A 15,201-nucleotide genomic window follows, 5' to 3' on the forward strand; every position below is an offset into this window, starting at 1 on the left:
ATTTGAGTTACAGTTGCTTTAAACAAAACTAATTTTGTCCTTTAAAGATTTTCGATAAGTCGTTTCATAATCATATAAAGGCGTTGGATAATCACCATTGAAATAAGCCATGCACAGTCCTGAATACGGTGCATCATAGTTTAAACCGATCGCATCGATCAAGCCTTGTTCACTTAAAAAACTCAAAGAATCTGCAGTGATCAATTGTTCGATTTCAGAGACTGAATGATTGGCTGCAATCAATTCTTTTCTTGTTTGTATATCTATCCCATAAAAACAAGGAAATTTTAACGGCGGTGATGCAATTCGAACATGAACTTCTTTTGCCCCTGCATCTTTTAACAGTTGAACGATACGGCGGCTCGTCGTTCCTCTCACGATCGAATCATCGACCATCACTACTCGCTTTCCTTCGACCACGCCTCTTACAGCCGAAAGCTTCATCCGAACACCCTGTTCTCTTAATTCCTGAGTCGGTTGAATAAATGTTCGTGCAATATATTGATTTTTGACTAAACCCATTTCATAAGGAATCCCGCTGGCTTCTGCATAGCCGCTCGCGGCAGAAAGCGATGAATTAGGAACACCGACGACCATATCTGCTTCAACTGGTGCTTCGATCGCTAAACGTTTTCCCATATTTTTTCTCGCTGTATGAACGTTCACACCGGCAATATTAGAATCCGGTCGGGCAAAGTAAATATACTCCATTGAACAAATCGAATATTGAGTGTCATCTGTATATGTCTCAACTTTATACCCGTTGTCATCAATGATGATCACTTCTCCTGGACCAACATCTCTGATAAAAGCAGCACCAATCACTTCTAATGCACAGGTCTCACTGGCGATCACATATGCACCGTTTTTCATTTGACCGATCGATAATGGTCGAAACGCATTTGGATCAAGTGCTGCAATCATTGCCGTTTCAGTCATCAGTAAGTAAGCAAAACCACCCTTGACTGTTCTCAGACCTTCTTTTAGCTGTTCGATAAACGTTTCTTTTTTACTACGACGAATCAGATGCATCAAAATTTCAGTATCTGAGTTAGAATGAAAAATTGCACCATCTTTTTCCAATTCTTTTCGCAAACTCTTGGCGTTGGTTAGATTTCCATTATGAGCAAGACCACACGAGCTATCATAAAATTTGAATAAAAATGGCTGAATATTATCTACACTGCCATTTCCAGCAGTTGCATAGCGGACATGACCAATCGCAGATTCGCCATTCAGTGCAGTTAGCGAGCGGTCATCTTTGAACACTTCAGATAATAGCCCCAACCCGCGATAACCATTTAATTTCCCCTCATGATTAGAAACGATGCCTGCACCTTCTTGTCCGCGATGCTGCAAACTATGAAGACCAAAATACGTTACTCGAGCAGCATCTGGATGACCCCAAATCCCAAAAACTCCGCATTCCTCATTTAGACTTTTTACTTCATAAGACATGGAATAGCTTCCTCCCAGACTTCTCTCGCCTTTTGTGTCATCACTTCGATTTTTTGATCAGCAGTTTTAATCTTGAGCAATCCATTATTAGTAACTACACCGATTTTTCGAGCCGAGTCTTTTACTAGTTGTTCAAAAGCAACTTGATTTTCAGGTTTCACTGAGACAACAAAACGGGATTGTGTTTCAGAAAACAACAGCGCAGTATCCATTGCTGCATCCACATCTATACCAACATTCTTTTTAAATGCAGATTCTGCTAAGGCGATTGCTAAACCGCCTTCTGAACAATCATGAGCACTTGCAACCAAGCCTGCTTCAATCGCTTTTGAAACTAACTGTTGATGTTCTTTTTCAATCATTAAATCAAAGTCCATCAATTTTCCTTCGATTCGACCTAAGTGCATTTTTTGGATTTCAGTACCATTAAAATCTGCATTTGTTTCCCCTATCACATAAATCAAATCGTTTGCTGCTTTAAAGTCTTGTGTCGTTATATTCTTCAAATCACTGATCAATCCAACCATACCAATAACAGGTGTGGGATAAATTGCTTTACCATCAGTCTCGTTATATAAAGAAACATTTCCGGAAATTACTGGCGTCTCTAAAACTTCACATGCTCTTGCTATTCCATCAGCAGATGTCCACAGCTCCCAAAACCCTTCCGGTTTATCCGGTGAGCCATAATTTAAGCAGTCAGTGATCGCTAAAGGCTGACCGCCGCTGGCAACAATATTTCTTGCAGCTTCTGCCACTGCTATTTGTCCGCCAACTTCCGGATCCAAATAAAGATAACGCGCATTACAATCTGTCGTCATCGCTAACGCTTTATTCGTTCCGCGAACGCGTAAAACAGCTGCATCACTACCAGGTAATACGACCGTATTCGTTCGCACTTGGGCGTCGTAGGTTTCATAAATGACTTTCTTAGAAGCGATAGTCGGCTGTTGCAGCAAAGCAAGCAATGTTTGAGTTCCGTCGATTACTTCCGGATAGAAATCTTCCATTGAAGCAAAAGCACTGATTCTAGCTGGTTCTTGTTTTTCCTTTTGATACACTGGTGCATCTTCTGCCAATGTATCCACAGGTAAATTAGCAACTTCTATGCCGTTATGATTCAAACGATAAAGCCCATCATCTGTCACTTTCCCAATCGTCACAGCGTCCAAATCATATTTTTGAAACAAGTCAATAACTGTTTGTTCATGTCCTTTTTCAACACAGATCAACATACGTTCCTGCGATTCAGATAACATCATCTCATAAGGTGTCATGCCTATTTCACGCTGTGGTACATCATCTAGATCTAAAATCAAACCAGAACCAGCTTTTGAAGCCATTTCAGCACTAGAAGAAACCAGACCAGCCGCACCCATATCTTGAATGCCCACCAAAATATCTGAGTGGTTCAAGATCAATTCTAAACAAGCTTCAAGTAAAAGTTTTTCCATGAATGGATCACCAACTTGAACGGCAGAACGTTGCTGCTCTTCACCCTCAACAAATTCTTCAGAAGCAAATGTCGCTCCATGAATGCCATCGCGTCCTGTTTTCGCTCCGACATACATGATAGCATTCCCGACGCCTTTAGCTTGTCCTTTTTGAATATCTTTATGATCGATCAAACCGACACACATCGCATTTACTAAAGGATTGCCTTCGTAGCAAGGATCAAAAGCAACTTCACCACCGACAGTTGGGATTCCGATACAATTTCCATAACCGCTAATCCCAGCAACCACTTCTTCTAAAAGGTATTTTGTCCGATCATTTGTCAGTTCACCAAACCGTAAAGAATCCAACAGCGCAATGGGTCTTGCCCCCATACTAAAAATGTCTCTAATGATCCCACCGACGCCAGTTGCTGCACCTTCATACGGTTCAACCGCTGAGGGATGATTATGACTTTCCGCTTTGAATACCACTGCTTGCCCATCACCGATATCGACGATCCCCGCACCTTCACCAGGCCCTTGCAACACTTGCGGTCCTGAGGTAGGAAATTTTCGTAAAACCGGCTTCGAATTTTTATACGAACAATGCTCGCTCCACATCACTGAGAATAGACCCGTTTCTGTGTAATTCGGCATGCGGCCTAAAATATCCTCTTCGATCATTCGATACTCTTCATCTGTTAAACCCCAGTCAGAATAGATTCGTTGGTTTTTGATGTCTTCTGGCGTTGGTTCCGTTACTTTCATCATACGTTTATCCGTTCCTTTTCATAGTTTTTAACAATCGATTTAAAAAAGCGCAGGCCATCATCAGAGCCTAAAAGACTTTCTACAGCTCGTTCCGGATGCGGCATCATCCCTAAAACATTCCCTTTTTCGTTAATGATCCCAGCAATATTTTCAATACTTCCATTAGGATTTTCATCTGCATACGTAAAGACGATTTGCTGGTTTTTTTTCAGCGTTTCGAGCGTTTCCTCATCACAATAATAATTTCCCTCGCCGTGTGCTACCGGTATTTGAATGCATTCTTCAGCTTTGTACTCGGAGGTGAAATTTGTTTGATTATTCACCACTTTCAACGACACCGTTTTACAAACAAAATGAAGTGACTCATTGCGAATCAACGCTCCCGGCAGCAACCCAGCTTCTGTCAAGATCTGAAAGCCGTTACAGGTACCGAAAACTGGTTTTCCTTCATCCGCAAACCGAACGACTTCATCGATAATTTTAGAAAAACGGACAATCGCCCCACATCTAAGGTAGTCACCATATGAAAAGCCGCCAGGTATCAATACCCCATCAAATCCTTCTAAACTCTCTGCATCATGGCGAACATATTCTGCCTCTTCCCCTAAAATGTCTCTAACAGCCCATAAAAGATCCATATCACAATTCGAGCCAGGAAAAACAATGACCGCAAATTTCATTTTATAACTCCTCCGTGATTTCATAACGATAGGTTTCCATATTGACATTCGCTAGTAATTTATCACAAATTTCTTCAATTACAGTTTCAACAGCCCGATCACTTTGTGCCACTTTGATTTCAAAGTATTTTCCTATCCGAATTTCTTCGATTTCATTGAATCCTAAGCGATGAACCGCTCCTTTGACCGCTTCACCTTGAGGATCTAATACAGAATCTTTGTACGTAACATAGACTTTTACTAAGTAATTCATTGACTATTCTCCTTTTTTATCGTTAATTGAATCTTTTTTCCAAACGAGTTAATACTTCTTGGTACACAGGGATGATTTCACCTAAATTTTTACGATAGACATCTTTATCTAGAGGTTGATTTGTTTTAAAATCCCATAAACGGCACGTATCAGGGGTAATCTCATCAGCTAATAAAATCGTTCCATCAGAACATCTGCCAAATTCAATTTTAAAATCAACTAAACGTAGATCGATTTCTCTGAAAATCTCAATCAGCAGTTGATTGACTTTATGCGCTTCGTCTTTGATTTTTTTGATTTCCTCTTCATTCGCAATACCAAGAATTTTGACATGGTCATCATTGATCAATGGATCATCTAATGAATCTTCCTTAAAATAGAATTCCAAAATCGGTTCTGCTAATTCTACTCCTTCTTCAAAAGCTAATCGCTTGGCAAAACTGCCAGCAGAAATGTTTCTGATCACAACTTCTAAAGGAATGATTGCTAATGGTCGCACCAATTGTTCGTGTTTTGATATTTTCTTAATGAAATGACTCGACATTCCTTTTTGTGCGAGCTGCTCAAAAATCAATGCGGTTATTTGATTGTTGAGCATTCCTTTACCTTGAACAATATCTTTCCTAGCTCCATTCAAAGCAGTCGCCTGATCTAAGTATTCCACTCGCAATTTCTCAGGATCATCTGTTTTAAATAGCCTTTTCGCTTTGCCTTCATACAACAACATATCTTCCATCTCAATCCAGCACTCTCTTTCCGTACATTTTTTATTATTGAAATAAAAATCATTCGTATAATATCTTTGTTTACATTTTAACAAGCAATATTCTAGGCGTCAACAAAATCATTAACAATAATAGAACATTTCATATAAACGTTCGTGTTTGTTAAAAAAGCTCTTTTTTTCATTCTTCACTCATCGGAAAAACAGCTGTAAGCATTTACAATGAATGGTAAAAATGGTATGCTAATAAAAAATAACTTGCTTAACATGTTCACTATTCTTTAGTGATGATTTTTAGGAGGGACCTCAAGAATGACTAGCGATTATGACCATTTGACTCAGGAATTTTTGGCAGGATTAGTGCTTGAAGAACGAACGAAATTGTATAATGACCTATTAGCCTTAGAAGAAGTTCATAAGTTGAATCAGCACAGCTCTTACTACACATTTAGAAATTTGAAGCGTATTTTTCAGCGACATTCTGAACGAAGAAAACGTACGTTTCGTTATATAAATAGCCATAACAACGAACTGTTGATCCATCAAATCCACGAACAACATTTCTGTAAAAATAAATATTGTATTCAGATTTACTTTAATTCAAAAGAGTGCAATTATTCATTTATCGATCAATTACTTACTGCGCTCAAAGCGCCTTCTGCTTCTCCATTGAGAAACTTAAGAGAGATAGCCATTTAAAAGTCAGAAACTCTTAGAGATATAGCTAAGAGTTTTTTTGATCACTAGAGGAGGGTTTATGGAAAAACTAAAAGTTAAAGTAACAGTCGATCGACCTGTTGGTTATCTAGATTCCTTTAATAATCGTTACCCAGTAAATTATGGTTACATTGAAGGAGTGATAGGCGGAGACGGCGAAGAACAAGATGCATATATTTTAAATGTACCAGCAAAAAAGCTAGATGTATTTATTGGCATCGTCACAGCAGTGATCCATCGAAATGTTGATATTGAAACGAAATGGATCGTTATACCAGAAGGTTCAACGATCTCTGTAGATGAAATCACAACACAGACTTATTTTATTGAACAACACTTTGATAGTCATATTGAACTTCTTTAGATAAAAAGAGAGTATCCACCAAAAGTAATGATTTCTTTTGGCGACACTCTCTTTTTGTTATTACGCTAATCCGACACGCTCAAAAATAACGTCAACATTTTTTAAATGATAATTATAATCAAATGCATCATCAAGTTCTTCTTTAGATAACACTGAGGTAATCTTTTCATCAGCTTCAAGTAATGGTCTGAACGCTGTTTGATGATCCCAAGCATAAGCCGTTTTCGGCTGAACTAAATCATAAGCCGCTTCCCTTGTCATGCCATGATCGATCAGTTTTAATAATACTCGTTGGCTGTAGATCAGTCCAAATGTTGCATCCATGTTGCGCTTCATATTTTCTGGAAAAACAGTCAGATTTTTCACGATCGTGGAGAAACGATTCAACATATAATTTAGTAAAATCGTCGTATCAGGAATAATGATTCGTTCCGCAGAAGAGTGAGAAATATCTCTTTCATGCCATAAAGTGACATTTTCATAGGCTGTCACCATATGTCCGCGAATCACACGAGCAAGCCCCGTCATATTTTCCGAACCAATTGGATTTCGTTTATGCGGCATCGCAGAAGAACCTTTTTGACCTTTTGCAAAAAACTCTTCCACTTCTCGTGTTTCAGATTTTTGCAGACCGCGAATCTCTGTTGCAAATTTTTCGATACTTGTTGCAATCAGCGCCATTGCAGAAACATATTCAGCATGCAAATCACGCGGTAAAACTTGGGTAGAAATTTCCTGCGCTCTGATGCCTAAATGCTCACAAACATATTCTTCAACAAAAGGAGGAATATTCGCAAACGTTCCAACCGCACCGCTGATTTTCCCAGCTTCTACGCCTTTAGCTGCATGATCAAAACGCTCAAGATTTCGTTTCATTTCTGAATACCATAAAGCTAGCTTCAACCCAAAAGTAGTTGGTTCAGCATGAACACCGTGTGTACGGCCCATCATGACTGTATGTTTATGTTCTCTAGCCTTTTCACCAACGATTTCTGTAAAACGTGCGAGATCTGCTCTTAAAATATCATTGGCCTGCTTCAATTGATAGCCATAAGCTGTATCAACGACATCTGTACTCGTCAAACCATAATGTACCCATTTACGTTCTTCACCTAACGTTTCAGATACAGCTCTGGTAAATGCTACAACATCATGACGTGTTTCTGCCTCGATTTCTAAAATTCTTGCAACATCAAATGAAGCATTTTCACGAATTTTCTGTACATCCTCTTTTGGTATTTCACCTAGTTCCGCCCAAGCTTCATCGGCTAAAATCTCAACTTCAAGCCAAGCTTTATAGCGATTCTCATCTGTCCAAATAGCACCCATCTCTGGTCGTGTATAACGATCAATCATTCGTTTATCTGCTCCTTTTTAATCCCAAATAGTTGTTTGATAAATTTCTTCTAAGGTTTCGTATATATCCTCTGTCAAAATCGTGATATGCCCCATCTTGCGGCCTTTTTTTGCTTCTGCTTTACCATAATAATGAAAATGCCACTCTGGTTTTTCAGCGATCACATCCATCGTTTCATACATTTCATCACCTAAAATATTGACCATCACCGCTTCTGATAATAGTTCAACTTCGGCCAACGGCCAGCCGCAAATCCCCCGAATGTGGGCATCAAATTGACTCATCGAGCACGCTTCGATCGAGTAATGTCCTGAATTGTGCGGTCTTGGTGCCAACTCATTGACATAAATACCACCATCATTGGTCAAAAACATTTCAACAGCTAGTGTTCCAGCTAAATCGACCGATTCAGCAATGACACGAGCGATACGCTGCGCTTCAGCAACAACATCGTCATTGACTCTAGCAGGCGCAATCGTTTCATGCAAAATATTATTGCGGTGAATATTTTCTACGACAGGGAAAACAGTATATTGTCCCTGCCCATTTCCGCTTACTAGAACAGATATCTCTTTTTCATAAGGAATCCAGGCTTCCAAGACGCAGGTTCCCTCTCTTAAAAGATGCATCGCAGAAGAAACATCAGAAGTACTGTATAAGACAAATTGCCCTTTGCCATCATAACCGCCTCTAGTTGTCTTCAGCACACACGGGTAACCGATGCCGTCAATCGCATCCTGAATATCTGTTGGGCTAACGATTGTTGCATACGGAGCAATCACTATATTATTTTCTTCAAGAAATGATTTCTCTAATAAGCGGTCTTGAGTAATCGCTAAAAGATCGGAACCTTGAGGGATCTCTGTCAAATCTTGCACCTGCATCAACGCTTCAACATCGACATTTTCAAATTCATACGTCAACACTTGAGCACGGCTCGCTAACTCTTTTAGTGCTTCAACATCATCATATTCAGCCAATAAATGCCAATCGGCGACCTGCGCTGCGGGACAATCAACAGTCGGATCTAAAACTCCTACGCGAAAGCCCATTTCACGAGCGCTAAGCGCCATCATTCTGCCCAATTGTCCGCCACCAATGATTCCGATCATTTGACCTGGCAATAATGGTTTATTCAAGTTCATCACTACTTTCCATCACTGTTTGTTCAAGAAATTTACGCTCAGCGTCTAATTTCCCTGCTAATTCTACATCATACATGGAAAGCATCTGAACTGCAAGCAATCCTGCATTGACTGCTCCTGCACGACCGATCGCAGTCGTTGCTACAGGGACGCCTCCTGGCATTTGTACGATCGATAACAAAGAATCTATTCCATTTAATGCTTTCGACTGAACAGGTACTCCTATCACCGGTAATGTTGTTTTAGCAGCGATCATCCCTGGTAAATGGGCGGCACCGCCAGCTCCTGCGATAATCACTTTAATGCCACGGGCTCTTGCCCCTTCAGCGAAACTAAACATATAGTCCGGCGTTCGATGAGCAGATACGACCTTTTTTTCATAAGGAACACCAAATGCTTCTAAACGATCACACGCTTCTTTCATTGTCGGCCAATCCGATGTACTTCCCATTACTACTGAAACCACGACAGACATAAGATTCCCCTTTCTCTATTCCCCTTCATTTTAGCAAGGCTCAAGCAAGGTGTCAAAATAAAATCGAATATTATAGTGATTTTTAATCTTATCGTTCGTATATACAGATAAAACAAAGAAAAACCAAAAAATCATTCGGTTTTTCTTTGTTTTATTTATTCAGTTATTCCTCTAATTTCAGACCATTGAAAAGTAAATTCAAAATAATCGCTGTCAGACTGCTCATCACAATGCCATTTCCAGTAAACATACGTAAGGTTTCAGGCATTTGCTGGAATAAAGTCGGCATCATATTAAAGCCAAGACCAAAACCAATCGATATCGCAATGATCAGCAAGTTCTTGTCGTTCGTATAATCAACTTTAGATAACATACGCATCCCTTGAACAGCTACCATTCCAAACATAACTAGCATTCCCCCACCTAAAACAGGTTCTGGGATAATTTGAGCTACAGCACCAACTTTCGGCAATAGTCCTAAGGCGATCAAGAAAAATGCTGAGTAATAGATCGGGCGGCGAGTTTTGATTCCTGAAAGCTGAACCAGACCGACATTTTGAGAAAAACCAGTATAAGGGAACGTATTGAAGATTCCACCTAGAATAACAGCTAAACCTTCTGCTCTATAGCCTTTTTTAAGCTCTTCTTCCCCGATTTGTTTCCCAGTGATATCCCCTAAAGCAAAATAGACACCCGTTGATTCAACCATACTTACGATCGAAATGATCACCATCAAGACAATCGATGACAAATCAAAGGTCGGCGCGCCAAAATAAAAGGGCTGTGGAAAATGGAACCAGGTAGCCTCACCAACCGGAGCCAAATCAACCTGACCTAATACTGCAGCTAACAGCGTACCTCCGACTAAACCAACGAGAACCGCAATCGATTTAATAAAGCCACGACCCCAAACTTGGATCACAATAATCAAAGCAATCGTTATAAATGCCAGAAGTAAATTTGTCCCATCGCCAAATTCTTTCGCAGAAGCCATTCCTCCGCCCATTTTTTCAACAGCTACTGGAATCAGTGTCAGTCCGATCACCGTGATCACCGTTCCTGTGACTAATGGAGGAAACAATTTTTTGATTTTCGAAAATATTCCTGAAACCAATACAACAAAAATCCCAGAAGCAATAATCGAACCATAAATTGCACCGATCCCCTTATCGTTTCCAATCATGATCAATGGGGCAACGGCTTGAATCGCACATCCTAATACAACAGGTAACCCTATGCCAAAAAATCGATTGACCGTCAATTGCAATAAAGTAGCTATTCCACACATAAAAATATCAATGGAAATTAAATAAGTCATCTGTTCTGAATTAAAATTTAGTCCTGTACCGATCAATAGCGGAACAGCTACCGCGCCAGCATACATTGCTAATAAATGCTGCAACCCTAAAACGGCCGCCTTCCCATTTTCGGGGTTCTGTTGATTCAACTCTTTATTTTGATTTTCTTCATTTGCCAACTTTATGCATCCCCCTCAAGAAATTCGACTTCGCCATTTTGTAAAGAAGCAATGCGGGCTAAAGATATGACTTTCATGCCCATTTCCTCTAACAGCGAACGACCATCTTGAAATGACTTTTCGATCACGATACCAATGCCATCTACATCAGCACCAGCTTGTTGGCATAATTCGATCAGTCCTTTTGCTGCTTGACCATTTGCTAAGAAGTCATCAATGATCAATACTTTATCTTCACTAGATAAAAATTTTCTAGAAATTGAAATCTGACTCGTCACTTGTTTTGTAAAAGAGTATACAGACGAGGTCAGTAACTCTTCGTCCATCGTTAAGCTTTTTGCTTTACGAGCAAAAATCATTGGCACGTTCAATTTTTTGGCTGCAAAAAGAGCTGGAGCAATCCCTGAAGCTTCGATTGTAACAACTTTTGTAATTCCCGCATTTGCAAATACCTCTGCAAAACGATAACCGATCGCTTCCATCAACACAGGATCGACCTGATGGGTCACAAAGCTGTCAACTTTCAATACGCCCTCTCCCAAAACTCTCCCGTCTTCTTTGATTCGGTTTACTAGTTCTTCCATTTCTTCCGACTCCTTCATCCTATTTTTATAAAAACAAAAAAAGCCTTCTCCTGCAAAAAAGCAAAAAAGGCCCTCAGACTCTTTTTCGCTTATAGACCGACATTTACGGTGCCGGGTAGAGACAGTCATCCATATTATGACCATATATAAGCTCTTGTATTACTATACAATAGTACAAAACTCTGAAAATTTCAATGAAAAGAATAAATTTTCATTGAAATCTTACAGAGCTTTATTTACAATTATTATTTATTTGTTCCTCATTTTTTGATGAATGCAGCGTTTCCGCCTGTCGGTAATGCCGTATTTTTAGGTACTACTCTGATTTCGATCGCTTCTAGACGTTTAGATAACCCTTGCGTTCCAGAAGATTGTCCATTCTTCGTCCATGCTTGCCAGCCATAGTCTTGAGAGTGAACCCGGTATTGCACATCATATTGTGTGGCAGCCGTTCCAGTTAATTGGATTTGAATCGCCTCTAAGCGTTTCTTTTGTCCTGTTGTTCCACTTAAAGCATTATTTGCTTTCCAACCTTGCCAGCCGATATCTTGAATATGTGTTTTATATTGGATTCCTCCATTAACAGACGAATCCAGCTTGATTTGAATTCCTTCTAAGCGTTTCTTTTGTCCCGTACTTCCACTTGATTGTCCAGCCGCCACATAACCGCCCCAGCCGAAATCTTGGACATGGGTACGATAGCTCACTAAATTGGGAATCGCAGGTGCACTATTTTTAATTACTCGTACCGCAAAATCTGGTTTAAAATAGCTTGTTGAATTGATTTTGACTACTTCATTCACGTTTGGTGCGTGGATATACTGGTTATTACCTATTGCAATCGCCACATGGTACGTATTTCCTTTAGCTCCCCAAAAATAAAGATCCCCAGGTTCTGCTTGGGCAACACTGATTTGATCACCAGATTTTTCTTGCGGCACAGTATAATCACCGATGTTTTTTCCTATTACTTGTAAGTAAACGTACCGAGTCAAGCCAGAACAATCAAACACATTTGGACCTTTTCCGCCCCAAGCATATGGTTTCCCTAGATGTTTTCTTGCTTCATTTACAACTTGTGTTTTCTGTGAAGCTGCTGCAAACGTAACTGCACTTCTAGCTGCAGGTTGTTCTTCGATCGTTTCTAATGAAAAATCAGGCATCTCCTGAATTTTCTGGATCTGTTCAGCTGTATAACCAGCTTCGAGTGCCTCCTGATAGCTTTCGTCTCCAAATACCTCTGTCGCTTCAGCCGAATGGGTTGCCCCAAACGCGAAGAACATCAGGGCAGCCCCAACTATGTAACAATACTTTTTCATTATTTTCCCAACTCCTACTCTCTCATTCGATTTAATTTAATGATAACATAAAAATAAAATAATTATAGACTAGTAAAGCTAGCTTATTTAATTTTTCATCGTTTTGTAATATAACCTGATTTTTGTAACCATTAAAAAAAAGTGATCATAAGGAAATTTTTCCCTTCATTGATCACTTAGTATGTTGTTCATCGATCCTACTGATCGTTTTCTTTTTCTAAATTTCTATACTTATCCATTTTATGGCTAAAGAGTTCACCATTGCTAGGTGGAGTATAGGTAATGGCATTTGCGCCAGCTGCGATCGTTTCAGTGATTGATTCATCTGTCGGGCCACCCGTTGCAATGATCGGCAACGTAGGATATTTTTCTCTGAAATAGCGAACCGTTTCTGCTGTATTTTTTCCAGCACTAATATTGATCATCGTTACTCCTGCAGCTATTTTTTCATCAATTGGCGTATGTATCGACGTGACTGTACTAACGACTGGAATATCGACAACCTCACAAACCATTTCAACTGTTTCAACTGGCGTTGGCCCATTTAGTACGACTCCGATCGATCCTTGAGCTTCTGCAAAAAGGCTCATATACGCAGAACGTTGTCCTTGCGTCAAGCCTCCACCGACTCCTGAAAATACGGGAATATCTGCTGCTTCTATAATGCTTTTAGTGATCGCTGGATGCGGCGTAAACGGATAGACAGCAATGACTGCATTTGCATCCGTATTCCTAATAATTGCAATATCTGTAGTAAAAATAATCGATTTGATTTTCTTTCCAAAAATTCTGATCCCGCTTGCTTGTGCAATCACCTTCGGCACTTGCACAATATCCTGCTTCAGCGGTGTGACGATTTCCGGTACCCATTTTTCTTCCATCAAAATCCTCCTTTTTTAGACTAATGATCGTATTTATTTAGATCATAGCTTTCGATCACATGAATAACTTTTTCAGCATAAGTTGGATCTGTCGCATAGCCTGCATCCTGTAAAGCTTGCGCGGCTTCTTTATAATTTCTCGCCAACAACACATTCTCATATAAACGTGGATTCCATGTGACACCATTAACAAATAAACGTGTGTGATCATCCATCGACTCTTCCCATGTATCATACACTCTAAAGTCTCCCTGAATCACGATCCACTCTTCATTGATGTATTCCTTCGTTTCAAGATTTACTTTTTTCTGATCACCATACGCTTTGATTCCAAACAAGTTATTATATTTAGAGGCAAGCGTACTTTGTCCCCAATTCGACTCTAAGATTCCTTGTCCAATGATAATACTAGGTAAGACACCATAAGAAGACTGCAACTCTTGTGCATGCGGACTGATTCTATCAATAAACTCTTCTTTTGACACTTGTTCATTTTTCTGTGCCGTATTTTCTTCAGTTTTAGAACTATCTGATAACACATTGATGGAAAAGATAAATGCAACTCCAACAATCAATAGGCCCGCAAATAATGCTGGTAAATTTGATTGTCTTCTTTTCTTTTTATACCTTTGACTATTCATACATTCCCTACTTTATCGTGTATTCATCCCATTTAAAAAACGGACAATGGCTGACTGATTATATCAGTTTTTTTCATTACAATCAATCTACAGCTGTTGTAGTCATGGTTGTCGAAGTTTTTGCTGGTGCCTTAGATGTTGTCGTCGTGGTCGTCTGACTTACTTCTGTTGTTGTTTCGGCTGTGTTTTTTGTCTTGTCTTTTGCTGTATCATGTCCAAAAAATACGTAGATCACAGCACCTAACACTATGATGACGGATAATATCCCTAAAATTTGTTTCACAAAAAAACTCCTCACTTACTTATTCACCAACGTAAGTTCCCATTAAATTTTCATTTACCCAATCTAATAGCTCTACTTTAGATCCTTCCAACTGCCCCTGTAAAGTGGCCGGCAAGCGAAATGTAACGATATCATCAAAACCCCATTCACCATATGAAACAGTGACTTTTAAATCGATGAATGCTTGTTCTGTGTGCTCGCCCTTATTTTTTGAAGGAATCAATTCAGCAACGCCCACTCCTGACTGCAGCCATTTTTTGGCAATCAAGGTTTTTAATCGCTTATACTCAGAAACAGCAACATTTCTTTTTTCAGGGAAAAGAATGGTTTGACGCAGCACTTTTTGTGTCAGCATCCACTCATAATCAGTAAAAAGATTTTTCACCTTTTGCATTTCTTCATTAGTCAAGCTGGTACGGCCTTTTTTCCAGTTCTCCCAGTTTTCTTTTGATGTTTGGAGATAGTCGGTATAAAATGTTTCTTCTGTTTCAAACTCTTCTATAATTGCATCGATAAGAATATCTATATACATTTGGTGCATGACTTTCGCCTCCTTTCTTTATTTTACTGAAAATATCAAAAAAAAGCACCTCTTTGCTCCACTTATTTTCGTTTTTTTAAGAAACATTCACCTTT

At 39.5% G+C, this 15,201-nt stretch carries 17 protein-coding genes and 1 riboswitch; of the genes, 2 read left to right on the forward strand and 15 right to left on the reverse strand.

Features of this window, described 5'->3' with window-relative positions; translation table 11 throughout:
• Positions 1-18: 18 nt before the first annotated feature.
• From purF to purC, 5 genes are read right to left on the reverse strand one after another with little or no spacing between them, the layout of a single operon-like run.
• On the reverse strand, positions 19-1,458 hold the full coding sequence (gene purF / locus CC204_RS04025; protein ID WP_088268934.1) for an amidophosphoribosyltransferase: 1,440 nt from the start codon (positions 1,456-1,458) through the stop codon (positions 19-21).
• Positions 1,443-3,665 carry a phosphoribosylformylglycinamidine synthase subunit PurL gene (gene purL / locus CC204_RS04030; RefSeq protein WP_088268935.1) on the reverse strand — a complete coding sequence of 741 codons (2,223 nt, stop codon included), beginning with the start codon at positions 3,663-3,665 and terminating at the stop codon, positions 1,443-1,445. Before purL ends, purF begins: the two co-directional genes overlap by 16 nt.
• Entirely contained in the window at positions 3,662-4,369 is a 708-nt protein-coding gene (gene purQ / locus CC204_RS04035; protein WP_269467015.1) for a phosphoribosylformylglycinamidine synthase subunit PurQ, read from the reverse strand. Before purQ ends, purL begins: the two co-directional genes overlap by 4 nt.
• Complete coding sequence (gene purS, locus CC204_RS04040) at positions 4,347-4,598, reverse strand: phosphoribosylformylglycinamidine synthase subunit PurS (RefSeq protein WP_088268937.1); 252 nt, start codon at positions 4,596-4,598, stop codon at positions 4,347-4,349. The genes purQ and purS overlap by 23 nt, the downstream gene beginning before the upstream one ends.
• 22 nt (positions 4,599-4,620) lie before the next feature.
• Entirely contained in the window at positions 4,621-5,334 is a 714-nt protein-coding gene (gene purC / locus CC204_RS04045) for a phosphoribosylaminoimidazolesuccinocarboxamide synthase (RefSeq protein ID WP_088268938.1), read from the reverse strand.
• 300 nt (positions 5,335-5,634) lie between these two features.
• Between purC and CC204_RS04050 the strand changes: the two genes are divergently transcribed.
• Positions 5,635-6,021: a hypothetical protein gene (locus CC204_RS04050; protein ID WP_088268939.1), complete on the forward strand. Its 387-nt coding sequence runs from the start codon at positions 5,635-5,637 to the stop codon at positions 6,019-6,021.
• 58 nt (positions 6,022-6,079) lie between these two features.
• The gene (locus tag CC204_RS04055; protein ID WP_088268940.1) at positions 6,080-6,403 is read left to right on the forward strand and encodes an inorganic pyrophosphatase; all 324 of its coding nucleotides are present in this window, start codon (positions 6,080-6,082) and stop codon (positions 6,401-6,403) included.
• A 60-nt stretch (positions 6,404-6,463) separates the two neighbouring features.
• Here the strand turns inward: CC204_RS04055 and purB are convergent, their stop codons facing one another.
• The 10 genes from purB to CC204_RS04105 all read right to left on the reverse strand — a co-directional run bounded on the left by purB (position 6,464) and on the right by CC204_RS04105 (position 15,106).
• Positions 6,464-7,759, reverse strand: a complete 1,296-nt coding sequence (purB, locus tag CC204_RS04060) for an adenylosuccinate lyase (RefSeq protein WP_088268941.1) — start codon at positions 7,757-7,759, stop codon at positions 6,464-6,466.
• Between the two features lie 18 nt (positions 7,760-7,777).
• Complete coding sequence (purK, locus tag CC204_RS04065; protein ID WP_188634479.1) at positions 7,778-8,899, reverse strand: 5-(carboxyamino)imidazole ribonucleotide synthase; 1,122 nt, start codon at positions 8,897-8,899, stop codon at positions 7,778-7,780.
• A complete protein-coding gene (purE, locus tag CC204_RS04070; protein WP_088268943.1) occupies positions 8,892-9,380 on the reverse strand; it encodes a 5-(carboxyamino)imidazole ribonucleotide mutase in 489 nt (162 codons plus the stop codon). The genes purK and purE overlap by 8 nt, the downstream gene beginning before the upstream one ends.
• 163 nt (positions 9,381-9,543) lie before the next feature.
• Positions 9,544-10,857: a nucleobase:cation symporter-2 family protein gene (locus tag CC204_RS04075; RefSeq protein WP_227011230.1), complete on the reverse strand. Its 1,314-nt coding sequence runs from the start codon at positions 10,855-10,857 to the stop codon at positions 9,544-9,546.
• A gap of 2 nt (positions 10,858-10,859) precedes the next feature.
• Positions 10,860-11,441, reverse strand: coding sequence for a xanthine phosphoribosyltransferase (locus tag CC204_RS04080; RefSeq protein ID WP_088271652.1), 582 nt, complete (start codon positions 11,439-11,441; stop codon positions 10,860-10,862).
• A 72-nt stretch (positions 11,442-11,513) separates the two neighbouring features.
• A riboswitch (purine riboswitch) is annotated at positions 11,514-11,611 on the reverse strand.
• 90 nt (positions 11,612-11,701) lie between these two features.
• On the reverse strand, positions 11,702-12,760 hold the full coding sequence (locus CC204_RS21795; RefSeq protein ID WP_088268944.1) for an NlpC/P60 family protein: 1,059 nt from the start codon (positions 12,758-12,760) through the stop codon (positions 11,702-11,704).
• 197 nt (positions 12,761-12,957) lie between these two features.
• Positions 12,958-13,641 (reverse strand): beta/alpha barrel domain-containing protein, encoded by a 684-nt coding sequence (locus tag CC204_RS04090; protein WP_088268945.1) that lies wholly within the window; start codon positions 13,639-13,641, stop codon positions 12,958-12,960.
• A gap of 20 nt (positions 13,642-13,661) precedes the next feature.
• Complete coding sequence (locus CC204_RS04095) at positions 13,662-14,282, reverse strand: glycoside hydrolase family 73 protein (protein WP_088268946.1); 621 nt, start codon at positions 14,280-14,282, stop codon at positions 13,662-13,664.
• An 82-nt stretch (positions 14,283-14,364) separates the two neighbouring features.
• Complete coding sequence (locus CC204_RS04100) at positions 14,365-14,565, reverse strand: hypothetical protein (protein ID WP_088268947.1); 201 nt, start codon at positions 14,563-14,565, stop codon at positions 14,365-14,367.
• A gap of 19 nt (positions 14,566-14,584) precedes the next feature.
• Complete coding sequence (locus tag CC204_RS04105) at positions 14,585-15,106, reverse strand: hypothetical protein (RefSeq protein ID WP_088268948.1); 522 nt, start codon at positions 15,104-15,106, stop codon at positions 14,585-14,587.
• Positions 15,107-15,201 lie beyond the last annotated feature (95 nt).

The organism is Enterococcus wangshanyuanii (assembly GCF_002197645.1).
Taxonomy (GTDB): domain Bacteria; phylum Bacillota; class Bacilli; order Lactobacillales; family Enterococcaceae; genus Enterococcus_L; species Enterococcus_L wangshanyuanii.